A 25,168-nucleotide genomic window follows, 5' to 3' on the forward strand; every position below is an offset into this window, starting at 1 on the left:
CGCCGGTTTGCGAGATAAAAAAGGGGTATCCGTCAGGCGCTGGTCGCCGGTTTCTGCGCGCTCTTGGTCTGGGTATTTTCCAGCATGCGGCGAATCGGCACGATCAGCACGATAAGCACGGCGGCGCAGATCAGCAGCGCGACTGAGCAGCGAGCGAACAGATCCGGCAGCATATCCAGTTGGTCGGCCTTGACGTGACCGCCGATCAGACCGGCCGCCAGGTTGCCCAGCGCGCTGGCGCAGAACCACAGCCCCATCATTTGCCCGCGCATTCTCTCCGGCGCCAGCAGCGTCATGGTGGCCAGGCCGATCGGGCTCAGGCACAGCTCACCCAGCGTCAGCATCAGGATACTGCCCACCAGCCACATCGGCGATACGCCGGCGCCGCCGTTGCTCAGCACATTCTGCGCGGCCAGCATCATCAGGCCGAAACCGCCGGCGGCGCACAGGATACCGATCACGAACTTGGTAATGCTGCTCGGCCGCACGTTATTGCGCGCCAGTGCAGGCCAGGCCCAGCTGAACACCGGCGCCAGCAGGATGATGAACAGGGCGTTGATCGACTGGAACCACACCGCCGGGATCTCGAAGCCGCCGACCATGCGATTGGTGTAATCGTTGGCGAACAGGTTGAACGAGGTCGGTTTCTGTTCAAACGCCGACCAGAAGAACGCGGCGGAGATCAGCAGGATAAAGCACACCAGCAGGCGAGCGCGCTCTTTGCGGCTCAGGCCGGCAAAGGCGAACAGATAGATGAAATACAGGGTGACCGACGCGGCGATCACGTACACCAGCACGCTGGCTACTTCGACCGGGTTGATGACGATGGTGCCCTGAGCGATCAGCACGATGACCGCAGCCAGGCCTACCGCCAATGCCAGCAGCCAGGCGCCGACGCCTTTTTTCTTCGCGACCGGACTGTTCCAGGTGGAATCCAGGCCCACTTCGCGGTCATAACGTTTCATCGCCGGGACGGCGAACACGCGGAAGATCACCAGCGCCACCAGCATCCCGATACCGCCGATGCCGAAGCCCCAGTGCCAGCCGTGTGACTTGATCAGCCAGCCGGAGATCAACGGGGCGATGAACGAACCGATGTTGATGCCCATGTAGAACAGCGAGAAACCGCCGTCGCGGCGCGCATCGCCTTTCTTGTACAGCGTGCCGACCATCACCGAGATACAGGTCTTGAACAGGCCGGAACCGAGCACGATGAACATCAGGCCGATGAAGAACAGGTTGGTGCCCATCACCGCGGACAGGGCGATCGACAGGTGGCCGAGGGCGATCAGAATCGAACCGTACCAAACGGCCTTGCGTTGGCCGAGCCAGTTGTCCGCCAGCCAGCCGCCCGGCAGCGCCGCCAGGTACATGCTGCCGGCGAAGATGCCGACGATCGCCGACGCGTTCTCGCGCGCCAGACCCAGACCGCCGTCGTATACGGTGGCGGCCATAAACAGGATCAGCAGCGGACGGATGCCGTAGAACGAAAAGCGCTCCCACATTTCGGTGAAGAACAGAGAACCCAGCGGATAGGGATGGCCGAAGAAGGTCCGGCTTTCTGACTTATTGACAGAGGATTGCATAACGATTTCCCAATAAAAAGGCGCTGCATGGCTGCAGCCCGTACTGTGGTTGTATGTGTATTTAATGAAGGCGATCCGCCCAATGCGGATTACCCGACAAAACCGCGGCTGCAACGCTGATAAACCGTGGAAAGCGTGCTGACCTTTTCTTCACTTGGCCGATGGTTCACATCTGGCATGATATTATTTAACCATTTGATAACTGGTCGTTGGTTTTGTCTAGTACCTGTATCCCATTTTTTAGACGAAAAGTCGACAAGCATCTCCTTTTCTGGTTTTTCTGTTGGTTGTGGCAGGAATATGATTGACAGCGGGTTTTATGCGCTGAAGGTTAATTAATTGTTGATAAACAAGATGTTGTAGTAAGAATATTCCGATTGGGGCGAAAATTCGCCGGCCCGCAGGAAGCATTATTAAAAGTAGGGGAAACGCGCCGTTGATCCGGCCAATCGCGGAAATTGGCGATAAATGCAGCTATTGTTCTTCCTGCAGCGTGTCTTCCCGCATATAGCCCGGCCGCCGCCGCAGACACCACCAGGAATAACCGGCGTTGAACAGCACCACCAAAGCGGTGACGGCGAAGACCGCGCGAAAACCGTAGCCGGCGGAGACCGCGGCGCCGAGCAGCGGGCCGCTGACGTTGCCGACGTCGCGGAACGACTGGTTGTAGCTGAAAATTCGGCCGGCGACCTGATTGGTGCAGTTATAAATCAACAGCGTCTGTACCGCCGGCAGCAGCGCGCCGTCGGCCGCCCCCAGCAGAAAGCGCAGTACGCCGAGCTGCCACGGCGTTTGCACGAACGCCATCGGGATCAGCAGCAGCACCGAGACGATCAGCATAAAGACCAGAATGCGTTCCGGGCCGATGCGATCGCCCAGCTTGCCCAGCCGTGGGGCGCTCATCAATGCCGCGACGCCGGGCACCGAGGCGATCAGCCCGCTGATAAACGCCAGATTATGGGTCGCGCCGGCCAGATCGCGCACATACAGCGTCAGGATCGGGGCAATTGAGCCGGTGGCGATCTGGATAATCATGGTGGTGACGAACAGGCTGAGCACCAGCTTCGGGTTCTTCAGCGAGGCGAACACCTGCCGTGCGTGCAACATGTCGCGCTTTTGCACCGGGGTAAATTGCTCTTTGACATACAGCAGCGTCAGCACGAAGCAGACGAACAGCACCGCGGCGGTGATATAAAACACCGGGCGCAGGCCGTACAGATCGGCCAGCAGGCCGCCGATCAACGGGCCGATCAGCGCGCCGCCGACGCCGCCGGTTGACAGGGTGCCGAGCGCCCAGCCGCTGCGGTTGCGCGGCACCTGGGTGGCGATCAGCGCGTTGGCGTTGGGAATGAACCCGCCGAGCAACCCCAGCACCGCACGCAGCGCGAGAAACTGCCAGACCGTTTGCGCCATGCCCATCAGCACCATGACGATCGCCATGCCCAGGGCGGAGCGCAGCAGCATCAGTTTACGGCCGCGTCGGTCGGCCAGGGCGCCCCAGAACGGCGCGGCGATAGCGGAAAACAGGAAGGTAATGCTGAACAGCAGACCGGACCACATGTTGAGCGCCTGATGGCCGGTTACGCCCAGGGTCTCGACGTACAGCGGCAGAAACGGCATCACCAGGCTGAAGGCGGCGCCGGTGAGAAAGCACCCTACCCAGGCGACGAAAAGGTTGCGTTTCCAGTTAACGGGTTCTGCTGCCGAAGCCATAAATGTCCATTGCCGAAAGGTGACGCGTTTTGCCGGCGGCAAAAAGATGAGGGGCAAAACGTGAAAGTTAGCCTGATAAGTATGCGCCGCCAGCGCGGCTACGGCAAACCAGAGGACGGGAATAGGGCGAAAAATGAAATAAAGTTTTAAAAATGACGCTTAAACCTTATTCCGCGCTTGGCGCGCGGAATTTTCAGCGTTTTATAGGCCGGCCAGCGCCTCGAAACCGGCGGCGGCGGTGGTGGCGCTAAAGTCAGTGACCTCGTAGTGAGCCACGGCGTTGAACGGATCTTCGGCCAGGATGGCGTCCAGCCGCGCGCGCTCAATGCCCTTGGCCAGGATCACGCCGCCGGTGCGGGGATTCTTGCGGCCGGAGGCGATGAAGGTGCCGTCCTGAAAATATTTCTTAAGCCAGGCGATGTGCCCGTCAAGGTGGCTGTCGACGTCGGCGATCGGGCGATGGTAGGTCAGGCTGACAATGTACATGGCGGCTCCGGGGTTGGTGGCAAAGGCTTTACCATCCCACCCTCGCCGTCGATTCTCAAGAGGCGCGCAATAAAAAACCCGCCGGCGGCGGGTCTGCTTTATCAGTAGAGCGAAGGCTCGCCTTCCGGGCGGGTCTTGAAGCGGCGATGCAGCCACATGTATTGATCCGGCGCCATCAGGATCTCTTTTTCCACCACTTTATTCATAAAGGCGGCGGCATCGAGTTCGTTATCCAGCGGGAAGTTTTCCACCGCCGGCTGCATGATCAGCTCATAGCCTTTGCCGTCCGGCAGGCGGCGCGGGGTGAACGGAATGATCGCCGGTTTGCCCATCCGCACCAGCACGTAACTGCCGGTGGTGGTGGCGGCTTTGTCTACCGCGAACAGCGGCACGAATACGCTGCTGCGCGGGCCGTAGTCGTGATCCGGCGCATACCAGATGATATCGCCCTGTTTCAGGGCGCGGATCATGCCTTTGATGTCTTTGCGATCCAGCATCGATTTGTTGGAACGCATGCGGCCCCAGGTTTGCAGCCAGTCCATCAGCTTGTTGTCGTGCGGGCGGTAAACGCCGATGCCCGGGTTGTGAATGCCGAAGATGCGCGCGCCCAGCTCCAGCGTCAAAAAGTGCAGGCCAATCAGCAACACGCCCTGCTGGTTGTCGCGCGCCTTTTGGATGTGCTCCAGGCCGCTGACCTTGAACCAGCGCTCGATGCGCCAGTTGGGCCAGAACCACGCCATGCCGGTTTCAAACAGCCCCATGCCGACCGATTCGAAATTCTTTACCACCAGCGCATCGCGTTCGGCCTGCGGCATGTCGGGAAAACAGAGCTCGAGGTTACGCTGGGCGATAGCGACGCGTCGCTTGAGAAAGCGCATGGAAAATCGCCCAATCGAGGTGCCGAGCCAGTAGATGACGGGATAAGGCAGCAACACCAGCAGATACAGCAAGCCGATGCCGACCCAGGTCAGCCAGTAGCGCGGGTGCAATAAGGAACGATTGAAAGTAGGAACTTGAGTCATGGGTTCTCTGTTTGAATACGGTTGTTTAAGTGTAATGACAGAGTCATAGCATGGTCTGGCAGCCGGGTGAGCTCGGCGGCAAGGTTCGTTTCTGCCGTTTGTTTGCGACTATTGTGGCATTTTTCTGGCGATCCGGGAAAACACAACGCATTAAAATCCCTTTTTGGGCGTTAAATATGCATCGAATGCCGAATTTTTCCACAATCTTTCCTGCCAAAGATAATGGCGATATTATTGCTGGTAATTATTCAGAGGGTAAATATGTTGGCACCATGGATCAGTGCGGGGCTGCTGGTTTTGGGCGCGGCGGTCGGCAGCGTCGGCGCGCATCTGCAGGTGAACGCGATATTGGCGCTCGCCGGCGTGATGATGGCGCTCGGTATACTGGCTTCCGCGTTTACCGAAGGCGGCGGACGCTGAACGGGGCGTTTGCGCCAGGGCTGCGCGGCGGCGGTTTTTCGGGTATGATGTGCGCCGCGCGCGGGCCGGCAGGCTGCGCGCGATGATCAGTCACCTCCCGAAAGACAGGAAAGTACACCATGCCAGTGTTACATAACCGAATTTCTAATGAGGAACTGAAGGCGCGCATGCTGGCGGAAACCGAGCCGCGCACCACAGTTTCTTTTTACAAATATTTCTCCATCGACGATCCCAAAGCGTTTCGCGACAGCCTGTACGTTCAGTTCGAAAAATTGAAGGTGTTCGGCCGCATCTACGTGGCGAAAGAGGGCATCAACGCGCAGATCAGCGTGCCGCAGCATAACTTCGACGCGTTCAAAGCCGCGCTGTTCGCCTCGCACCCGGCGCTGGATCAGGTTCGCCTGAATATCGCGCTCGAAGACGACGGCAAATCCTTCTGGGTGCTGCGCCTCAAGGTGCGCGAGCGCATCGTGGCCGACGGCATCGATGACGAGAGCTTTGACCCAAGCAACGTCGGCGAATATCTGCAGGCCGATCGCGTCAATCAGATGATCGACGATCCGAATACGGTGTTCGTCGACATGCGCAACCACTATGAGTACGAAGTCGGTCACTTCGAAAACGCCATCGAGGTGCCGTCGGATACCTTCCGCGATCAGCTGCCGATGGCGGTGGAGATGCTGCAGGACAGCAAAGACAAAAACATCGTCATGTACTGCACCGGCGGCATTCGCTGTGAAAAAGCCAGCGCCTATATGCTGCACAACGGCTTTAAAAACATCTACCACGTGGAAGGCGGGATCATCGAGTACGCCCGCAAAGCGAAAGAACAAGGGCTGCCGCTGAAGTTTATCGGCAAAAACTTCGTGTTCGATGAGCGCATGGGCGAGCGCATTTCCGACGATGTGATCGCCAACTGCCACCAGTGCGGGGCGCCGTGCGACACCCACACCAACTGCAAAAACGACGGCTGCCACCTGCTGTTCATTCAGTGCCCGAGCTGCGCCGCCAAGTTTGAAGGGTGCTGCAGCGAGATTTGCCGCGAAGAGCTGAAGCTGCCGCGCGAAGAGCAGCGCGCGCGCCGTGCCGGCCGTGAAAACGGCGTCAAGATCTTCAATAAGTCGAAAGGCCTGTTGCAGACTACGATGCACATTCCGGCACCGGAAGAAGAAGGCCCAGCCCGCTGAGCCTGAGGAAATGAGAAGCCCGGCCGCCAAGCCGGGCTTTTTTACTTATTTCTCGCGCACGCCTTCTACGGAGATGATCAGCTCAACGTCTTGCGACGCCGGGCCCAGATCGGTGGTGATGCCGAAATCTTTCAGCTTGATTTTGCCGTTGGCTTCAAAGCCGGCGCGGTAGCCGCCCCACGGATCGTTGCCCTGGCCAATCAGTTTGGCGTCCAGCGTAACCGGTTTGGTCACGCCGTTCAGCGTCAGGTTGCCGACCACAGCATAACCCTCGCCGCTTTTCTTCACTTCGGTGGATTCAAACTTGGCCTGCTTGTTCTTCTCCACGTTGAGGAACTCGGCGCTGCGCAGGTGCTTGTCGCGCTCGGCGTGGTTGGTGTCGACGCTGGCGGTATTGATGGTCACGTTGACTTTGTCCTTGGACGGATCTTTTTCGTCGAAGGTGAAGCCGCCGTCGAAGTCTTTAAAGCTGCCGTACAGCCAGCTGTAACCCAGGTGCTGGATGCGGAACTCGATAAAGGCGTGCTGGCCCTGTTTGTCGATCTTGTAGTCCGCCGCCAGTGCGGAACCGGCGCTCAGCAGCAGGGCGCCTGCGGTCAGGCCCAATACGGTCTTTTTCAACATAGCAATCTCCATAAATCCAAAGGTTAATCGGCGCTGCTACCCAGCATCCGTTTCAAAGTGACATCACGATCGATAAAGTGATGTTTAAGCGCGGCCAGCCCGTGCAGTACCGAGAGCACTACCACGGCCCAGGCCAGGTAAAGGTGTATGGCGCCGGCGGTGTCGGCTTGCTCCGCCATGCCGGTCACGGTGGCGGGTACGTCGAACCAGCCGAATACGCTGATCGGTTGGCCGTCGGCGGTCGAGATCAGATAGCCGCTGATCAGAATGCCGAACAGCACGGCATACAGCGCCAGATGCGCGAGAATGGCGCTGACGCGAGTGAGGCGGCCATAGCTGGCCAGAGGCTTGGGCGGCGGCGAGACAAAGCGCCAGATCACGCGGATCACCATCACGATGAACAGCAGCGTGCCGATGCTTTTGTGGATCTCCGGCGCCTGGTGGTACCAGACGTCGTAATAGCCCAGTGTGACCATCCACAGGCCGAGGGTGAACATGCCGTACACCGTCAGCGCCACCAGCCAGTGGATCAACACTGACACATGGCCGAAACGATCGGCGGTATTTTTCCAGAGCATCCTGTTTCCTTCGATTACCGATTGGCTGGCTGCAATAATTAAACTTTAGGAAACATAAAATCAATAATAAATTTAACTATGTTACTTCTTAGAAATATTAGTCAGTGAATTTGTTTGAGATGTTCGGAGTTCATCAGATAAATCGTTGAAGATGATATGATTTCTTTCACGTGGCGATTATGCTAGTTGTTGAAAATTAGGCTTATTATCTATTAATGTCAGCTTTTGTCATTTTACGTAAACCGTTCATGGATTGCTGGGCGGGATTATTGGTTGGCAAAAGTTATGCCTATTTCTTGCGGCGAAGAGCAGGGCGGAAAGATTAAATTATTCGAACGGTTACGCTAAATCCTCTGCGGCGTGACGGCCGACTTTGCTACCATTAGCGCCAAGAGTCGGCTCTTTGTGGCCGGTTAACCCAGTGAAATAACAAGGAAACGTCATGGGCCGAACCCGAGTAACCGACAGCAGCCTGCGTTTGGCCGTCCTGTTGGCGATGTTGGTGATCATTTTGGCCGGGGTGAAAGCCGCCGCCGACATCGTGGTGCCGTTTCTACTGGCGGTATTCCTCGCCATGGTGCTGAACCCGCTGGTGACGATGCTGGAACGCCGCCGGGTGCCGCGCATCCTTGGGGTGACGCTGCTGGTGACGGCGGTGATCGTGGTCGTGATGCTGTTTATCGGCATGCTGGGCGCTTCGCTGAACGAGTTCGCCCGCTCGCTGCCGCAGTACCGCGGCATGATGATCGAGAAACTGCGCGAGCTGCAGCATTACGCCGATCGCTTCAATATCAGCCTCTCCAGCGAGGCGATGCTGCAGTATGTCGATCCCAGCGCGGCGATGAATCTGGTTACCCGCATGCTGGGGCACCTGTCTGGCGCCATGACCAACGTCTTCCTGCTGCTGATGACCGTGGTGTTTATGCTGTTTGAAGTGCAACTGCTGCCTTATAAGCTGCAGCAGGCGTTGGATAAGCCGAACGAAGGCCTCGCCGCGATGCGGCGGGCGCTGGACGGCGTGACGCGCTATCTGGTGATTAAAACCATCATCAGCCTGGCCACCGGCGTGATCGTCTGGATCTTCCTGGCGGCGGTCGGCGTGCGCTTCGCCTTTATCTGGGGGCTGCTGGCGTTTCTGCTCAACTATATCCCCAATATCGGCTCGGTATTGGCCGCCATTCCACCGTTGATTCAGGCGCTGCTGTTCAACGGATTGGGCGATGCGCTGGTGGTGGCGGGCGGCTTTATCGCTGTCAACATGGTGATCGGCAATATCCTCGAACCGCGGGTGATGGGGCGCGGGCTGGGGCTGTCGACGTTGGTGGTGTTCCTGTCGCTGATCTTTTGGGGTTGGCTGCTCGGCCCGGTGGGCATGTTGCTGTCGGTGCCGCTGACGATCGTGGCGCGCATCGCGCTGGAGACCACCGAGGGCGGCTATCGGCTGGCGGTTATCCTGGGGGACGGCCGCCCGCCGCGCCAGCCTCCGGCGGCGCCGGAGTGAGGTAATTTCTTGTAGCCACGTTGAGCCGTGCGTTGTTAATGAGTTTTGAATAAGCCACCCAACGGTGGCTTAACGCTTCTATCTGTCTGTTGTATCTAAGCTTGGAGGCAGGTCAGTGATTCTCTACCGACAGAGGACACAGTACGAAAGTTTCTAACTATCACCAAGCAGCTATCGGCGGCAATGACCGATGCCTATTCTAGAGGCATTAAACTGTTCAAAACTTCAAAAGCCGGTCACTATTACCCCACTACGGTACAAAAGTATCAACTAGACAAACTATACAATGATGGAGCTTAAGCCCAAGAGCTTATTTAAGTACTTCAAAAAATGATTGATGCGAAGTGATTTACTTTATGTTGCGACCACCTACTTCGCAAGATGGGTGTTTACTTCGCAATATGGTGTTTTTGCTTCGCATGATGGTGCAAAATATAGTATATATATCAATGAATTACGCGCGGCATGTAGTATTGCTTCGCATCTTGCGATCTTATATTAATATTATTCTTCATTCGAATTTTTATAATAAAGAATCGCCAAGTAAACTTGTCGTAGTCAAAGCTCGTACCTCGCTTTAACTAAGAAAAATTAATAGGGATTAAACTTGCGTTTTTTCTCCTTTCAGTCGAAAATAACGCGGGGTTTTGAGTCTTGCCTCGCCGACATAAAAGTACTAACTACCTCAAAATAACTGCCTTGTTAGTAACTGATGCACTTCGTTTGTCTAGGGATCGGGCTGTTAAAGCCCTTAAATAAAACTACTCAAAGTAACTACTGAAAAGCCAGTTAGTAGAAAAGAAAAGACAAGTCGTCGCCCCGTCCGTAAGTAGGGAAGTCCAATGGCCTCCGGGCAGTACAATTGCGATTCATTGAACTGTGAATTCAGTACTTAATCGAGATATGATAGAGTACTGCAAAAGATGCTTGCATAGGTAACTGAACAATGAGGAAAATACTACTAGTACTGGCTATGCTATCCCCAGCAGCACAGGCAATCAACATTCCCAACTTCACGTGCGAAGATATTCGCCGGTCGGTTTTTAAAACTGACGCAGACTTTTACACTAGGATATCAAAGGAAGCACCACCCGTCCCATATGGCTCTTACCGTTATATGACAGACATAAATCATGTTCCGTATTTCGAAATAATAATTATCAATGAATTAAATAATGATGGTTGGTACTACGGAAGCTTATATAATAGTCCTGATGGTCAGGTTAGTACTGATTTAAGATGTAAGAAAGACTAACCATATGTGATTTTGTCCCTTGCATAATATCTAATGCAAGGGACAAAAATAATTATTTAAATGTGAATATATTCTCAATGTTATCATCAAATAGCAAATAAGTCGCATGAAGAGTTTTTTTTAATTCATCCAACTTTACGCTTTGGTCTTTGTTAAGATGTTTTAATCCATCTAATAAAATTGATCCTGCAATAACATTCGGATCTTTTTTGTAGTAAGTTAAGTGGACAACAGCGGTATTGCTATAATCACTTATTTTCGTTTTAAGTGTTTCCCTGTATTCTTCTTTCATTGTATAACCAAAGCGTTTAGTGCTATTAAGCAAAGTGAGAAAATCCATTGATTTTTTACGTAGATCTCTCAATCTATTATCTAAATTATTCAATTCCACACTGGAAATATTAATTTTTTGATTGGTATTTTCGTTTGCATTATAAAGATGTTCCACCTTGCATGTTGTTTCTTTTAATAAATCAAAATTGAACACTTCAATATCAACTTTCACATCATTAAATCTAGCCAAAAGGTTTTGAGCGTGATCAATTGCTTGTGCTTTAAAGAAATTAATAGCCTTAGCCCCGGCATAAAGAGCAGCCCCAGCCATACAGATGTTTGCACCCGCACTTATCCAATCTGTTAATGAACCTAGTTCCATTTTCTTATCCGTGCTGTAGTAGAGAATACTGATCAGTAGCAGTACTACAAGAGTGAGCAGTACTATAACTACTCCAGTAATAATTCTGTTTGCCCATTTTGTACTTTTTTGCTCTAGATAACGATTACTTTTACCGATAATATTAGCAGACTTTACAGTCCTAATATTGAAAGCTATATCTATATTTGTATTATTGGATCTCTTTAGAGACATCCATAAGTAAGCGGCAGTTATAACAATTAAAAAGGCTACTCCTATCCAAATTATGGCTTTGGGTATATCAAGCATGCTATATATAATAATTATAATCCAAACAAAAGTTATAGCTGATGCGATAACTTCATTCGATAGCGATATTGAGTATCTTATATCACCTTTGACTAGGTTTAGCTTATAAATATTTCCTGAGAAATAAGATTCAAGTATATCAATGTGTCTCTCCCAATTTTCCTGCCACTGCTTCCCACTAATACACGTGATCAGGAAATGTAGACTGATAAAATAACCGAGTATGCTAGTGCAAAACAAAAAGGATCTTAGTTCTGTACCGAATTTTCCGTCCTTTAAAAATGCGGTAGAGATAACACCACAAACTGCGACTAGTACAGATATAAAAGTCCAAAAATATGTAGATCGTTTCCAGTACAATTCAATTTCAAATTTACGAATGTCATGGGCTTTATTGTAAGCCTCTTCTATTTTTCTGTAGTCTTGCTTAGTGAATTTCTCTCCATCCGAGAGACTCTTCCCTAGTAAATGTTCAAAGTATTCTTTGCTCTCAATAGGGAAGGTATATTCAGTTGCTTTTTCATTATTTTCCATATGTTATTACCTCACGTACTTCCACACACTAGCGGGAATCTTATCGTACAGTTTGCCCATTGTGATTTCTGCTAGTCGATGGTCAGAAGCTGCATAGAAAGTTTCTAACGCATCATTAGAAAGCTCATACTTGTTCTTATCGATTACTTTTTCGAGTGTTTCAATACTAATACAACGGCGAAGTTGCATTATCCAATCTTGTTTGGTCATACAGGCTCTGTGCTGTGGGAAGGAAGATACAAGTACTTATTCTACACCAAGGCTGCGATGTTGGCGATATAGACCAGCAAGCGCACACATTTTGTGTGTTTTTTAATCATTTTATCTTATTCCATGAACAGAACAAGCCCAATGGTGGTGAATCCAGTACTGTCATTATTAAAATACAATTACTTCTTAATAGCAATGAATTCAGCGATGGATTTATTTTCTGCATAAACAGACTTGATATATTCAGATAATTTCCTATGACATGTAATAGAATCTCGTTGTATTTTTTTAATTTCTGCTAATGTTATATCTATTGCAGGGGCATCCGCATAAATCAATGAATCACTTTCACACGCTGCCATTTCAAATTCAGTCTGTAGGTTATTGTAAAAATCAGCTGCAGATTTAATCTCATCTATAAGATTTGATGCATATGGCGTAATTTCATAGTTGTATCGTGGAATGGATTTTAGCCTGTTTTGAATGGAGTATGATAGGTTAAAAAAATCAATCAGTACGTTTTCTAATTTACTTAAATCCTCCTTTCTATTAGGTGGCGATCCTGTTTTAAATTTTATGGCATTGATTAAGATACGGCTACTGTTCATTATTTGACTTTTGTACTGAAAACTTAATGAGGAAAGTTTTCTTAAATCTTCGTATACAGCTTCTTCGATTACCTTGGAGACGACATCGTAATGCTTTTGAGCCATCCATTCAGGTGCTTTCTTATAAGCCATATAGGCTACTAATAAAGTACCGGCGGTACTTAAAGAGCTTATCCAATCTGTTAATGAACCTAGTTCCATTTTCTTATCCATGCTGTAATAGAGAGTACTGATCAATAGTAGTACTACAAGAGTGAGCAGTACTATAACTAGTCCTGTGATTATTCTATTTGTCGATTTCATTTCACGAACTGCCATACGGTAGCTGGAGAGTGTTGTTTAGTAACTAAGCTAATCATTGTTGTCGCAACCTAATCTGTGTTTTTTGTGAAAAAATCATGAACTTTTTTTGTTGAATGTTGAAATTCATTAAGGCACCTTATTATTATTCCAAAATGAATCTTTACGTTTTTAACTGAGTCAAATATATCGGTAACAATAGAATTACATACAATGTCGTAATCGTTGATTTCATTATCAGGCCATCGCAACATTTGTATTCTTGTTGAGGATGAAACGTATACGGAATAAAACTCCTCTATTTTTGAGAAGAATTCATCAATAAGTATTTTTTGCTTGTTTTTTAGTGCCCATCCCTGACGCTCTAATGTATCAATATCTTTTTTAAACTCTCTAATTTCTCTAAAAGTATACCAAGCATCTTTATCTTTAAGCTCTAAGGTTTTTACTAATTCATCATGTCTTTCTCTTGAGTTAAATAAAGCCTTATAGCCAATGTAATTAAATGGATCAGTTATTCCTTCTAATGATATTGAAATTTTTGGACATGTTTCACAAATTATTTTATTAGCTAACAATAATGAAATTTCGTCAGCCTTTTGGTTTACCCAACCCTTAGCATTTAACGCAGCATAAACGGCAGCACTGGCCATAGCTATATTAGCAGCGGCACTAACAATGTCTGAAGTATTCCCAAAGTCCAAAACTGGTTTCTCCCCGAAAGTTGGTAGTGTAATTGCTGCTGAGATAGCTGTGATGGTGATCATGATAACGTCTATTCGTCTCACGCCAAATTGTCCCCACCATTATGTGTTTGATAGTATAATACTATTATCTGGTGGTACTAACAATAAAGGGCGTCAACCTGAAGTAATAAGTTAGTACCACCGGACAATCCAACCTCCTCTAAGCCTTATCACGCGATTTAAATCACACTGGCAATACACTTCAACGGATTGGGTGATGCGCTGGTGGTGGCGGGAGGTTTTATCGCAATCAACATGGTGATCGGCAATATCCTCGAGCTGCGGGTGATGGGGCGCGGACTGGGGTTGTCGACGCTGGTGGTGTTCCTGTCGCTGATTTTTTGGGGCTGGCTGCTCGGCCCGGTCGGCATGCTGCTGTCAGTGCCGCTGACGATCGTAGCGCGCATCGCGCTGGAAACCACCGAGGGCGGCTATCGGCTGGCGGTTATCCTGGGCGACGGCCGCCCGCCGCGTCAGCCTCCGGCGCCGCCGGAGTGAGGTAATTTCTTGTAGCCACGTTGAGCCGTGCGTTGTTAATGAGTTTTGAATAAGCCACCCAACGGTGGCTTAACGCTTCTACTGCTAATGCATATTGTGAACATTGGCTATTCAGTAAAAAACTACAACCACTTAGACCACTTTATATAGGCGACACAAACGACAATGGCCCAGATGAGGGTGAGGTAAAAACCAGAGTTTGGGAACATTGAAACGAAAATAACCCCGCCGATAATAATGAGTACGATAGGGATTAGGTAAGCGAACGAGTTACCCAGCCATTCAATCAACCACTTCATTTTGTGAGGATCTTGTTCATCAGGAAAATGATTTCCTCTTCATTATTAGAGCCTGAATTAGTTAGGTAGATGATTTTTTTCATTTCTGGCTCGATCATAAAGTACAGCAACTCTAGGTTTTCTTTGTAGAGAGCTGAGTAATAGTTAGGATCTGAAAATTGAAGTTTTCTTGCGGAAAGGGCGGCTGTTTGCATTTTCCCATAGAAACTTAAAACGCTTACGGCAACTAAGCTACTTTTATTGATGATGTTAATATGTGATTCTTTGAAGTCGTGGGATTCAGTAATTAGTTTTGCGAGCGTATACGCAACTGACAATTTAGAAAACTTTTCTGATGCATGGTTAGCAAGTTTTTCAGTGATAGTTTGCATAATTTTATGCTGACCTGGGCCACTGATCCTACTAAGCTTAATATTAAAATAGATTTCCACCATATCCAGTACTACGTCTTTTCGCTGGTACACCTGCCGAATTGATAACAGCATGCGGGTATCTTCTTGCCTCAACTGCTTACATACGTCTTTGTAGTCATCAAACAGACAGGAACCATACCAACTTGCTCGCTCGGCACCAGACCTAACACTCTGTACAGTACTGGTAGTGTCTTTCTTGAGTTGTACAATGGATCTCTCAATACTTAGGGCTATGGCTCGGTCTGCTTGCATCTTTAACTTGAGATAGGACATGCGTTATCATTTCCTTTGATGTAGAATCCATTAGGCGATTATATATTGAACAGTAAATAATGCAAGGATGACCAATGAAGAGAGCAATTGCATATATCGTATTGACTCTGATCTACTTTGTAGTACTGGCTGAAGTGGTTTTCAGGCGTCTATCAGAGGATACGTACTTAACGGTGGCGAAAATCTCAAACCCACTAGGTTTAATGAGTTCATCGTTTGACTCTCTAATTGTTATGCTCATTTTACTATCTATCGTTATTTCTTGGGTAACGATGCGTCTTATCTCAAAGCGTAGAGATTGATAGCATAATAATGTTCGCTGCCCTAATAAAAGGGCATCTCACCACTAATAAGTTTGCATTAATGGAAAAGGCGCCTTTTCCTCCATTGCATTTTATTTATTGGGAACTCCGTTGAATAATGGTTAATCCACCGCAACCATCTCCGATGCCGTCGGCTTAAGAAAGATTTTGCCGTTCACACCGGGCTGCGCGGCGTGTTGCAGCGCCGCTGCGTACTGATACAGAGGGTAAATCGCGGCGGGCGGGCGCAGCGCCAGCTGGCCGCGGCGCAGCAGCTGGAATAGCTGATAAAACGCCGTTTGCCACTGCGCCGGCGCCGCCTGCGCATTCCATTTACGCAGGTGGAACAGCGAAGCGCGCAGCTTTAACTCGTCCACTACGCGCCGCCAGTCCACCTGGCACCCGCCTAAAAGGCCCAGCGCCACGAAATCGCCGCCGGAGCGAACCGCTCGCGCCAGCTGCAATCCGTCTTCTCCGCCGATGCAGTCGATGGCGGCGCAGGCGCCAAAATGGGTCATTTGCGCCAGCTGCGGCGCTTCGATAACGCGCCAGGCGCCGGCGGCCAGCAGCGCCTGGCGATGGGCGGCGTTGCGCGCCACCACCGCCAGACGAATACCACGCAGCGCCGTCAGCTGCGCCAACAGCAGGCTAACGGCGGAGCCGCCGCCGTTGAGCAGCAGCACGTCGCCGGCGTTGAGCGGCAGCCATTGCGTTAGCAACACCCAGCAGGTGAGCGGGTTGATGTAAATCTGCGCCGCGTCGTTGTCGTCGATGTCGTCCGGCACCCACACCACCCGATCCTCAGGCAGCGTGACGAAGGTTTGCCAGCTGCCGTCACCCGCTACCGCCAGCGCGCGTCGGCCGGTCGAGCGCCCGCTCTGCGGATCGACGATGACGCCTGCGCCTTCATAGCCCGGCACCTGCGGCAGGGCGATACGGTGCGCGTATTGGCCGTGAATCGGGATCAGGTCGGAAGGATTGATCGGGGCATAGCGCATCTGCAGCAGCAGCCGGCCGGGGCGCAGCGGCGGCCTGTTCACCTGCTGCAGCGTCAGCACCTGGGCGGGATCGCCGAAGCGGTTGAAGCTCAATCGGGGAAATGACGACGGCATGGGTTACAGCACGAAGAAAAAGTAGACATCCAGCGCCAGCAGCACCAGCCACAGGCAAAGATACAGCACCAGGTGCTCACGCACGTTGTTGACGATAGCCGCCAGTATTCGGTTTAACATTTCAGCCGCCAGAAGAAAGAGACTTTTGATTATAGTCCTTTTCTCGGCGTCTTTTATAGCGCGCCGCGCATGAGTGCTGGAAGAATGGCGATAAAAAAGCCTGCGTTATCGCAGGCTTGATGTCATACCGCCAGCAGCGCCAACGGCGTCGAGTTCGTTGGCGTGTTCGGCGGGTAGAAATAACGCAGCACGTTATACAGCGAGTAGAACTCCAGCCGGTTGCGCGCGTTGATCTTCTCCGTGATGTGGCGCTTGTGCACGTATACCGTATGCGAGCTAATTTGCAGTTTTTTCGCGATGCGGTAGTTGGGCATTTCCGCCATCCAATACTTCATTACCGTCAGTTCCTGCGGGCTGAACAGGGAACGCTCTTCGCCGTCATCGGCCAGCGCCAGCGGATTTTCGCGCAGCGTGCGCAAGGTGAGCGGCAGAATGCTTTTATTGAACAGAAACGCGTTATCGGCGATGCGCATTGGCGTTTCGCTGTAGGGGTAAGGCGTATCGAGATAGATAAAAAGCAGGGCAGACTGGCTGGCTTCCATAAACGCCAGCAGCTGTGCGTCCGCTTCGTTATAGCGGCACTGATTGCTGAGGTTCACCAGAATGTGGCTCGGCTGAAAGCTGGCCAACAGCGGCGTAGCGTACTCAATGCTGTGGCAGCACTTGATCGTCGTAATCCCACTATCAGCAAAGTAGCTGGCTATACCGACCCGGGTGAAGCAGCATTCGTCCACGACAAGTAGTTTCATGGTGACGTCCTTGTTGAAAGCCGATGGAGCATATCTTCTGTAAAATAGGACTTACACTGCAAGTGTTCAATTCGGAAATTCAACTGCTGAATGCAAGAAATTTCCGTTATAAGAATTTTTACTTGGTATTTAAAAGAGTTAGCAGGTTAAGAAATTGTAACCGTCAGATTTCGCTGTCCAGGGCTCGACGGGAACCAGGACAGCGACAGCCTTCGCTTAGCTAAATCGTTTCAGACCAAAGCTGGAGACGTCGACCGGCGGCGCTTTGTCCTGCGCGAACAGCGCGGCAATCTCGCCCAGTGCGCTGGCGAACTTGAAGCCGTGGCCGCTCAATCCGCTGATGACCATCAGGCGATCGCACTCCGGCAGGGTATCGATAATAAAGTCTTCGTCGGGGCTCATGTCATAGCTGCAGGCTTCGCCGTGTAAACATACGCCTACACCCGGCAAAAACTGCCGCAGGAAGGTGAAGACTTCGGTGCCGTCGCTGGTGTGGCTGCCGAAAGGTTTACGCTGCTCGGGGGCATCCATCGGCTGGCCACCGGCGTGTTTGCCCACTTTCAGGCCGTCGTTATCCGCCGGGAAGCCGTAATAGTGCGTGCCGTCTTGCGCTTCAACGGTAAAGGCCGGGAAGCGATTGTTCACGCTGTAGCGGCCATCCGCCTGATGCCAGGAGAATACCTTGCGCAATGGCGCAACCGGCAGCTGCGGCACCAGCGCTTTCACCCAGGTGCCGGCGGTGACCACCGCTTTTCGCGCCGTGAAACGCCCTTCGCCGGTGACGACTTCAACGCCGCCATCGATAGGCTCCACCGCGCTGACCGGGCAGTTGAACAACTGGCTGCAGCCGGCCTCTTTCGCCAGCTTGATCAGGCTGGCCACCGCCAGTTCGGAACGCAGGAAGCCGGCGTCCGGCTCGAAAACGCCGACGTAACCTTCCGGCGTGCGGAATTCCGGCCAGCGTTGAGCAATCTGTTCGGCGCTGAGGGTCTGTGCGTTCAGGCGGAATTTTTGCGCGCTCTGCTGAGCATTGCGAATGAATTCGGAGTGCTGCGGCCCCAGGTTGAGTACGCCGCACGACTGGAACAGTTCCTCGCCGGAATGTTGAATCAGCGCATTCCACAACGCCTGCGCGCGCAGCACCAGCGGCACGTACTTTTCACCTTCGCCGTAAGCGTGACGGATGATGCGGGTATCGCCGTGATGGCTGCCGTTGCGGTGCGGGGGAATGGCGCTGTCGATCATCAGCACTTTCAAGCCGGCGCGGGTTGCGTAATACCCTGCCGCTGCGCCGACTGAACCGCAGCCCACCACAATCAAATCATATTCCACGTGCCGACCCTCTCTGATAGCGATTTCTTATCGCCCATGATAAAAGGTTGGCGGGCGCAATGCACTGATTGAACGGCGAAGGGCAAAGAAAAAGGCGCCGGGAATGGGGCGCGGCGCCTTAGGGGTTAGGGGACGATGAATCAATGTTTTCTGCGATCAAGATCCTGATAATCCGTAGCTTCAATCTTGGCGATGCCGGCCTCTAAGATATTGATTAATTGACGGGCGACATCTGTGGTCAGCCAAAGCGTTCTGTCTACTTGGGCTTCTTCGGGCGTTTGGTCTAGTGAAGACAGGTAATGAAGGCGTATCATCATGGCGTCGTAAACGTCGACAGTACTGATATCCCAACCGACAAGCGGGTGCGTCTGAATTACTTCATCATTTCTGTCCATAAAGACCCCTTATTGAGTAGTAACTACCGTGAGTGACTAACGAGGATCAATGCGGCTCATCATCATGAGAGCAATTACAGTATACGCATCCGCTTTCATCGGTGGAGGGGGTTGTCACCAAAATTTGCAAAATAAATATTTATTTGAGCAATTATTCTACAAATTTGTATGTGTTGCAGTGGGTGAGTACAGCGCGGCGCGTTATTCCGCGTCGGCAGGTGGCGATGCACCATACAGACATTTTTCCAGCTCTTCGGCCAAATGGGCGAAATGCTTTTGCGTTTCGGCGTCGCGATTCTGGCTGTGCGATTCCAGCTTCAGGCTGTGGATCAGCCGCTGGTTGGCTTTGTCATCCAGGCTGAAGGCCAGATAAGAGAAAGCCACTTCCAGTACGTTCAAGCGCCTTTTCTGATCGGCAATCAACGCCAGCAGTTCGCCAAACGTCATTGCGTCTTCGGATTTCACCTTGTCCGGGGCCATGCTTACTCCTTTGCGTTAAATACAGCGCTGAGGCGGATTTTGTTCCAGAGTAAGGGTAAGCGATGAATGGGCTGGGCGCCAGAAACAAAAAAGCCGGAGAGCGACCCCCGGCAAAAACAGCATTGCAGTGTTATTCTGCGCTGAACCACTCGTCCGCGCTTTCCCAGGTTTCCTGAAGGATTTCCTCGATCAGATCCCGGTCGGTTTTGGCGCCCCCCAGCACGGAGAGCCCGTTGGCGCCGGCATAACGTACGTGCACGACGGCGTCTGGAAACTGGCGATTGACCCGTTTGCCCAGTTCACCGGTCAGCGCCTCAATGGCGCCCGACGGCAGCGGCCGGGTTTTATCTATAGTGACTTCAACACGCATAATTGCCCCCGAAGCGATTTACTGTTTATTTATACAGTTAACCGAGTACGGGGGCAAGAGGGCGAAGAAAAAATATCAGTCTTTCAGCGACCAGTTCAGGGTTTCACCGGCCAGGAAGGGGATCACGGATTCATTGCCCAGGGCGATCTCTTCCGGCTGGGTGGTCGACACGCGCTGCAGCTCGATGAAGTCTTCGTTGAGCGGCAGGCCATAGAAACGCGGGCCGTTGAGCGAGCAGAAGGCCTCAAAGTGCGCCAGCGCGCCGAGCTGTTCGAACACCGCGGCGTAAGCCGGGATGGCATTCGGCGCGTTGAAACAGCCGGCGCAGCCGCAGCTGGACTCTTTGCGATGCTTGAGGTGCGGCGCGGAGTCGGTACCGAGGAAGAAACGATCCGAGCCGCTGGCGACCGCCTGACGCAGCGCTTCCTGATGGACATTGCGCTTGAGGATCGGCAGGCAGAACAGGTGTGGGCGAATGCCGCCGACCAGCATGTGGTTGCGGTTGAACATCAGGTGCTGCGGCGTGATGGTGGCGCCGAGGAAACGATTGCCTGCCTGCACATATTGCGCCGCTTCTTTGGTGGTGATGTGCTCGAAGACGATCTTCAGCTCCGGGAACTGCTGGCGGATCGGTTCCATCACCTGCTCGATAAAGCGCGCCTCGCGGTCGAAGATATCGACGGCAGGGTCGGTCACTTCGCCGTGGATCAGCAAAGGCATGCCGATTTTTTGCATCTGTTCGAACAGCGGGTAAATGCCGGTCACGTCGCTGACGCCGTGGCTGGAGTTGGTGGTGGCGTTGGCCGGATACAGCTTGGCGGCAGTAAACACCCCTTGCTCAAAGCCGTTGACCAGTTCACTGGCCGCCAGGGAGTTGGTCAGATAGCAGGTCATCAGCGGAGTGAAGTTGTGGCCCTGCGGGACCGCCGCCAAAATGCGATCGCGGTAGGCGCGCGCGGCGGCCACGGTCGTTACGGGCGGAACCAGGTTCGGCATCACGATCGCCCGGCCAAATACCTGGCTGGTATAGGGCACCACCGTTTTCAGCATCTCGTCGTCACGCAGGTGGATATGCCAGTCGTCTGGGCGGCGGATTTTCAGAACTTGAGGTTGTGCGGTCATCTAGCTAGGCTCCGGCGGTCAAATACGTCTAATGAAAAGCGAATAATGGGTTTATTCACGCCGGGGTGTAAGGATAAGCGGAAAGCGCCTGAGATGCATCTGTTTGTTGGCGACAAGTTGAAATCAATAGCGCGGCGGGCGCATAGTAACAGGGATTTCAACGATGCCGACGCCAATACCGTCGACCTTCATCAAGTGGAAAGGGAGAAAGCAATGGAAGTACGCGTTATCGCCACCCTGCAAGCGAAAGCGGGATTTGAAGACGCCGTCAGCGAAGCGGTGCACGACATTCTCGAGCCGAGCCGCCAGGAGTTGGGCAACCTGCAATATGATTTGCATCGCGATCTGGAAAAGCCGGGCGTTTTCGTGTTCTTTGAGCGTTGGGCCAGCAGCGAAGCGCTGGATAAGCATAATGAGACGGCGCATTTTCAGCAGTTCGTCAGCCGGCTTGACGGCAAGTTGGATGTTTTAGACATCAAAAAACTGAAAAAGATAGCCTGAGCCTTTTTGCAGGCAAGAAAAAACCCGCCGATGGCGGGTTTTTTTTAGAGCTGCAGATTAACTTATTCGTTAACCGGCTGCGGCTTGGTGGCCGGCGCGGTGGCCTGGCTCACCGCCGAATGGCCGCCTGCCGAGCCTTTGCCTTCAAAGTTGAAGGAAGGGCGCTGCCAGTCGCTGTGCTTGCGTTCTTCCGGCACGTAGGCCGGCGCAGGCGCTTTGGTCATCGGCGCAGTGGCGATGTGTTTGTACAGTACGTCCTGCACGGCTTTCACCGGTGCCGGCTGCTGAGCAACCACAGGCGCAGGTTCTGCGGCGATTGGCGCCGGGGCTTTTTCGACCGGAGCGGCTTCCACGGCGGCTGGCGCAGGCGCTGCTTCTGCCACTGGCGTTTCTTCCGCTTGCGCAGCTTCTGCCGGCGCAGCGTCGACCACAGGCTCGTCTTCCACCGGCTTGGCTTCAACCACAGGTTCTGCCGCAACGGTTTCAGCTACCGGCTCGGCTTCCACTGCCGGGGCAGTCTCTTCCGCTTTCGGTTCTTCAACTGCGGCAGGTGCCGGCGCGGCTTCCACCGGCGCCGGGGTTTCCTCGGCCGGGGTGGCAACGACAGGCGCTACGGCTGCAGCTTCTTCCGTTACGGTAACGGCCGCAGTTTCAACGGCGGCTTCTGGTGCCGGCTCGTTGACGCTGGCCGCAGCCTGAGTTTCTTCCACGGCAACGCTGTGCTGTTCAACCGCTGCGGCGACAACCGGTGCCGCTGCCTGTTCTACTTCTACGGCTTCGGCCTGCACTTCGGCTTCTTCAACCTGAGCAACCGGGTAGCTTACCCAGACTTTGCCCGATGCCATTTCCGGCGAAGCGAACGCGCCCGCCAGCGGCATTGGGGACTGCAGCGGGTAACGCTCATCGCGGTAACGACGGCGACGCTGTCCGCTGACGCGCAGGTGACGCGGTGAACGACGGGAACGGCGCGGCATGCCTTCGCCGTTGCCACGGTTTTCGCCCTGGGCATCGTCTTCCGGCTGAGCGGCAACGGTTTCCGGCAGCAGCTTGACGCTGTCGTCGGCGGTCGGCTGCGCGACTTCGGCTTTCGCTACCGGCGCTTTCGGCGCCAACAACTCTTCCGCTGCACGCTGCAGTTCTTCTTCCGCAGACAGGATACGCACTTTCTGCGACAGAGGGCGGCGCTGGCGGCGCTGCATGTTCTGCTGCTGGCGTTCTTCCTGCTCTTCGTCGGTGCTCTCGACAGCTTCAACGCTTTCCAGCGCTTTCACTTCCTGCTGCGCCTGACGTTTTTCTTCCTGACGACGACGCTGGCGTTCAGCACGCTGCTCACGGCGTTGCTGCTGATCTTCGCGCGGCGCTTTAGCGCTGTCTTCCGAGGCGGTTTCCTCCGCTACCGGCGCGTTCTGCTGCTGGTTGCGGCGGTTACGGCGCTGTTCATCGCGGGATTCACGCGATTCACGGCCTTCGCGGTTCTCACGCGGCTCACGGTTGTCGCGCTCGCGATTGTCACGGCCTTCACCGCGCTCTTTACGCTCGCCGCGTTCCGGACGGTCGCCACGCTCACCGCGCTCTTTACGGCCGGTGCCTTGGCGACGCTGACCGCGACGATCCTGACGACGGTTTTCACCGTTGCTTTCCGCCTTCGGCGTTTCGGCCGGTTTGGTTTCTTCGACGGCAGGTTGTTCCTCACCGGCGAACAGGCTCTTCAGACCACCGAACAGGCGGCCCAGGAAGCCCGGCTTGGCGGCGGCCGGCGTTGCGGCTTTAGCTTTGGCGGCGGTGGCAGGTTTGGCCACGGCGACAGGTTCTTCAGCCGGCGGTGGCGCATCGGCGGACAGGGAGAAGGAAGCCAGGGCCGGTTGCTCCGGACGCTTGCGTTCCATCGGCGCGTCTTCCAGCGGGCGCTCCATGTCTTCTTCGTGCAGCTTCGGCAGCAGGTAGCTGAGGGTAGAGGTTTCCTCGCCCTTGCGCACGCGCAGCACCGAGTAGTGCGGGGTTTGCATTTCATCGTTAGGCACGATGACGGCTTTCACGCCACCCTGACGTTTTTCGATCGCGCTGACGGATTCGCGCTTTTCGTTCAGCAGGTACGAAGCAACCTGAACCGGCACGATAGCGTGAACTTCTTTGGTGTTTTCCTTCAGCGCTTCTTCTTCGATCAGGCGCAGGATGGACAGCGCCAGCGATTCGTTGTCGCGAATGGTGCCGGTGCCGTTACAGCGTGGGCACACGTGGTGGCTGGATTCGCCCAGCGACGGGCTGAGGCGCTGACGGGACATTTCCAGCAGGCCGAAACGGGAAATGCGGCCGATCTGGATGCGCGCGCGGTCTTGGCGCACGGCATCGCGCAGGCGGTTTTCCACTTCGCGCTGGTGGCGAACCGGCGTCATGTCGATGAAGTCGATGACGATCAGGCCGCCAAGGTCACGCAGGCGCAGCTGGCGAGCGATCTCGTCCGCCGCTTCCAGGTTGGTGTTGAACGCCGTCTCTTCGATGTCGCCGCCGCGGGTGGCGCGGGCGGAGTTGATGTCGATGGCGGTCAGCGCTTCGGTGCTGTCGATGACGATCGAGCCGCCGGACGGCAGGCGCACTTCACGCTGGAAGGCGGATTCGATCTGCGATTCGATCTGGTAGTGGCTGAACAGAGGGATTTCACCGCTGTACAGTTTGATTTTGCTGCTGAAATCCGGGCGGCCCAGCGCAGCGATGTGCTCTTTGGCCAGATCGAGAATTTTCGGGTTGTCGATCAGGATTTCGCCGATGTCCGGGCGCAGGTAATCGCGGAAGGCGCGCACGATAACGTTGCTTTCCTGGTGGATCAGGAACGGCGCGGGGCGGCCTTCGGCGGCTTTTTTAATCGCTTCCCAGTGCTTCAGGCGGAAGGAGAGATCCCACTGCAGCGCGTCGGCGGATTTGCCTACGCCCGCGGTGCGAACGATCAGGCCCATGCCGTCCGGCAGTTGCAGCGAGGAGAGCGCTTCTTTCAACTCGGTGCGATCGTCACCCTCGATGCGGCGGGAAATACCGCCGGCGCGCGGGTTGTTCGGCATCAGCACCAGATAACTGCCCGCGAGACTGATGAAGGTGGTCAAGGCGGCGCCTTTGTTGCCACGTTCTTCTTTGTCTACCTGAACGATGACTTCCTGGCCTTCGCGCAGCACATCTTTGATGTTCGGGCGGCCATGGGAAGAGTAATTGCTAGGGAAGTATTCGCGGGCGATTTCTTTAAGAGGGAGGAAACCATGTCGTTCTGCGCCGTAGTCCACGAACGCTGCTTCAAGACTTGGTTCAATGCGGGTGATTTTGCCTTTGTAAATATTCGCTTTTTTCTGCTCATGACCCGGACTTTCGATATCCAAATCATACAGCCGCTGTCCATCTACGAGGGCAACACGCAACTCTTCCTGCTGAGTTGCGTTAATCAACATTCTTTTCATCTTAACTTACTCGTTATTTTTACATTATCGACAAAGCTGCGGGCAAAAT

24 protein-coding genes and 1 pseudogene are annotated in these 25,168 nt (G+C 53.3%); 5 read left to right on the top strand and 20 right to left on the bottom strand.

Features of this window, described 5'->3' with window-relative positions:
• Positions 1 to 32: 32 nt before the first annotated feature.
• From REA38_RS12735 to REA38_RS12750, 4 genes are all read right to left on the bottom strand, one after another.
• Positions 33 to 1,586, bottom strand: a complete 1,554-nt coding sequence (locus tag REA38_RS12735; RefSeq protein WP_033638027.1) for a peptide MFS transporter — start codon at positions 1,584 to 1,586, stop codon at positions 33 to 35.
• Positions 1,587 to 2,060: 474 nt separating this feature from the next.
• Complete coding sequence (gene mdtG / locus REA38_RS12740; protein ID WP_033638028.1) at positions 2,061 to 3,299, bottom strand: multidrug efflux MFS transporter MdtG; 1,239 nt, start codon at positions 3,297 to 3,299, stop codon at positions 2,061 to 2,063.
• A 201-nt stretch (positions 3,300 to 3,500) separates the two neighbouring features.
• Positions 3,501 to 3,785, bottom strand: coding sequence for a YciI family protein (locus REA38_RS12745; RefSeq protein ID WP_308885988.1), 285 nt, complete (start codon positions 3,783 to 3,785; stop codon positions 3,501 to 3,503).
• Between the two features lie 101 nt (positions 3,786 to 3,886).
• Positions 3,887 to 4,807 (bottom strand): Kdo(2)-lipid IV(A) acyltransferase, encoded by a 921-nt coding sequence (locus REA38_RS12750; protein ID WP_033638030.1) that lies wholly within the window; start codon positions 4,805 to 4,807, stop codon positions 3,887 to 3,889.
• A gap of 261 nt (positions 4,808 to 5,068) precedes the next feature.
• Between REA38_RS12750 and REA38_RS12755 the strand changes: the two genes are divergently transcribed.
• Positions 5,069 to 5,227: a hypothetical protein gene (locus REA38_RS12755; RefSeq protein WP_033655068.1), complete on the top strand. Its 159-nt coding sequence runs from the start codon at positions 5,069 to 5,071 to the stop codon at positions 5,225 to 5,227.
• A gap of 119 nt (positions 5,228 to 5,346) precedes the next feature.
• Positions 5,347 to 6,414: a rhodanese-related sulfurtransferase gene (locus REA38_RS12760; protein WP_033646457.1), complete on the top strand. Its 1,068-nt coding sequence runs from the start codon at positions 5,347 to 5,349 to the stop codon at positions 6,412 to 6,414.
• A gap of 45 nt (positions 6,415 to 6,459) precedes the next feature.
• Here REA38_RS12760 and REA38_RS12765 read toward each other — a convergent pair whose 3' ends face one another.
• Together REA38_RS12765 and REA38_RS12770 are read right to left on the bottom strand one after the other, a co-directional pair.
• On the bottom strand, positions 6,460 to 7,038 hold the full coding sequence (locus tag REA38_RS12765; RefSeq protein WP_164104790.1) for a YceI family protein: 579 nt from the start codon (positions 7,036 to 7,038) through the stop codon (positions 6,460 to 6,462).
• A 23-nt stretch (positions 7,039 to 7,061) separates the two neighbouring features.
• Positions 7,062 to 7,616: a cytochrome b gene (locus tag REA38_RS12770; protein ID WP_308885989.1), complete on the bottom strand. Its 555-nt coding sequence runs from the start codon at positions 7,614 to 7,616 to the stop codon at positions 7,062 to 7,064.
• Positions 7,617 to 8,058: 442 nt separating this feature from the next.
• Here REA38_RS12770 and REA38_RS12775 point away from each other — a divergent pair, with 442 nt between their 5' ends.
• Positions 8,059 to 9,117, top strand: coding sequence for an AI-2E family transporter (locus REA38_RS12775; protein ID WP_033646455.1), 1,059 nt, complete (start codon positions 8,059 to 8,061; stop codon positions 9,115 to 9,117).
• 1,307 nt (positions 9,118 to 10,424) lie between these two features.
• Here REA38_RS12775 and REA38_RS12780 read toward each other — a convergent pair.
• The 4 genes from REA38_RS12780 to REA38_RS12795 form a co-directional block, all read right to left on the bottom strand.
• Positions 10,425 to 11,849: a hypothetical protein gene (locus REA38_RS12780; protein ID WP_308885990.1), complete on the bottom strand. Its 1,425-nt coding sequence runs from the start codon at positions 11,847 to 11,849 to the stop codon at positions 10,425 to 10,427.
• A gap of 6 nt (positions 11,850 to 11,855) precedes the next feature.
• Positions 11,856 to 12,059, bottom strand: a complete 204-nt coding sequence (gene hha / locus REA38_RS12785) for a hemolysin expression modulator Hha (RefSeq protein ID WP_308885991.1) — start codon at positions 12,057 to 12,059, stop codon at positions 11,856 to 11,858.
• 179 nt (positions 12,060 to 12,238) lie between these two features.
• Positions 12,239 to 12,868 carry a hypothetical protein gene (locus tag REA38_RS12790; RefSeq protein WP_308885992.1) on the bottom strand — a complete coding sequence of 210 codons (630 nt, stop codon included), beginning with the start codon at positions 12,866 to 12,868 and terminating at the stop codon, positions 12,239 to 12,241.
• A gap of 170 nt (positions 12,869 to 13,038) precedes the next feature.
• A complete protein-coding gene (locus REA38_RS12795) occupies positions 13,039 to 13,734 on the bottom strand; it encodes a hypothetical protein (protein ID WP_308885993.1) in 696 nt (231 codons plus the stop codon).
• A gap of 171 nt (positions 13,735 to 13,905) precedes the next feature.
• Between REA38_RS12795 and REA38_RS12800 the strand changes: the two are divergent.
• Positions 13,906 to 14,211 (top strand): annotated as a pseudogene (locus tag REA38_RS12800) (AI-2E family transporter); the annotation flags it as partial.
• A 295-nt stretch (positions 14,212 to 14,506) separates the two neighbouring features.
• On the opposite strand, the gene REA38_RS12805 reads toward REA38_RS12800, so the two are convergent.
• From REA38_RS12805 to pyrC, 9 genes are all read right to left on the bottom strand, one after another.
• Positions 14,507 to 15,196, bottom strand: coding sequence for a hypothetical protein (locus REA38_RS12805; protein WP_308885995.1), 690 nt, complete (start codon positions 15,194 to 15,196; stop codon positions 14,507 to 14,509).
• 424 nt (positions 15,197 to 15,620) lie between these two features.
• Positions 15,621 to 16,610 (bottom strand): zinc-dependent alcohol dehydrogenase family protein, encoded by a 990-nt coding sequence (locus REA38_RS12810; protein WP_308885996.1) that lies wholly within the window; start codon positions 16,608 to 16,610, stop codon positions 15,621 to 15,623.
• Between the two features lie 3 nt (positions 16,611 to 16,613).
• Positions 16,614 to 16,730, bottom strand: a complete 117-nt coding sequence (locus tag REA38_RS12815) for a DUF2770 family protein (protein WP_033638034.1) — start codon at positions 16,728 to 16,730, stop codon at positions 16,614 to 16,616.
• A gap of 122 nt (positions 16,731 to 16,852) precedes the next feature.
• On the bottom strand, positions 16,853 to 17,479 hold the full coding sequence (locus tag REA38_RS12820) for a LuxR C-terminal-related transcriptional regulator (RefSeq protein ID WP_033646453.1): 627 nt from the start codon (positions 17,477 to 17,479) through the stop codon (positions 16,853 to 16,855).
• A gap of 216 nt (positions 17,480 to 17,695) precedes the next feature.
• Positions 17,696 to 18,811, bottom strand: a complete 1,116-nt coding sequence (gene solA, locus REA38_RS12825) for an N-methyl-L-tryptophan oxidase (protein WP_308885997.1) — start codon at positions 18,809 to 18,811, stop codon at positions 17,696 to 17,698.
• Between the two features lie 140 nt (positions 18,812 to 18,951).
• Positions 18,952 to 19,206 carry a biofilm formation regulator BssS gene (gene bssS / locus REA38_RS12830; RefSeq protein ID WP_004927812.1) on the bottom strand — a complete coding sequence of 85 codons (255 nt, stop codon included), beginning with the start codon at positions 19,204 to 19,206 and terminating at the stop codon, positions 18,952 to 18,954.
• Positions 19,207 to 19,407: 201 nt separating this feature from the next.
• Positions 19,408 to 19,686, bottom strand: coding sequence for a hypothetical protein (locus tag REA38_RS12835; RefSeq protein WP_033646451.1), 279 nt, complete (start codon positions 19,684 to 19,686; stop codon positions 19,408 to 19,410).
• Positions 19,687 to 19,816: 130 nt separating this feature from the next.
• Positions 19,817 to 20,056: a DNA damage-inducible protein I gene (dinI, locus tag REA38_RS12840; RefSeq protein ID WP_033638037.1), complete on the bottom strand. Its 240-nt coding sequence runs from the start codon at positions 20,054 to 20,056 to the stop codon at positions 19,817 to 19,819.
• Between the two features lie 75 nt (positions 20,057 to 20,131).
• A complete protein-coding gene (gene pyrC, locus REA38_RS12845; protein ID WP_033655064.1) occupies positions 20,132 to 21,178 on the bottom strand; it encodes a dihydroorotase in 1,047 nt (348 codons plus the stop codon).
• 213 nt (positions 21,179 to 21,391) lie between these two features.
• On the opposite strand from pyrC, the gene REA38_RS12850 reads away from it, so the two are divergent.
• Positions 21,392 to 21,679: a putative quinol monooxygenase gene (locus REA38_RS12850; protein ID WP_033647446.1), complete on the top strand. Its 288-nt coding sequence runs from the start codon at positions 21,392 to 21,394 to the stop codon at positions 21,677 to 21,679.
• A gap of 62 nt (positions 21,680 to 21,741) precedes the next feature.
• Here REA38_RS12850 and rne read toward each other — a convergent pair whose 3' ends face one another.
• Positions 21,742 to 25,119: a ribonuclease E gene (rne, locus tag REA38_RS12855; protein WP_308885999.1), complete on the bottom strand. Its 3,378-nt coding sequence runs from the start codon at positions 25,117 to 25,119 to the stop codon at positions 21,742 to 21,744.
• Positions 25,120 to 25,168 lie beyond the last annotated feature (49 nt).

This window comes from Serratia sp. MF1(2023) (assembly GCF_030954545.1).
In the GTDB taxonomy this organism is placed as follows: Bacteria; Pseudomonadota; Gammaproteobacteria; order Enterobacterales; family Enterobacteriaceae; genus Serratia; species Serratia sarumanii.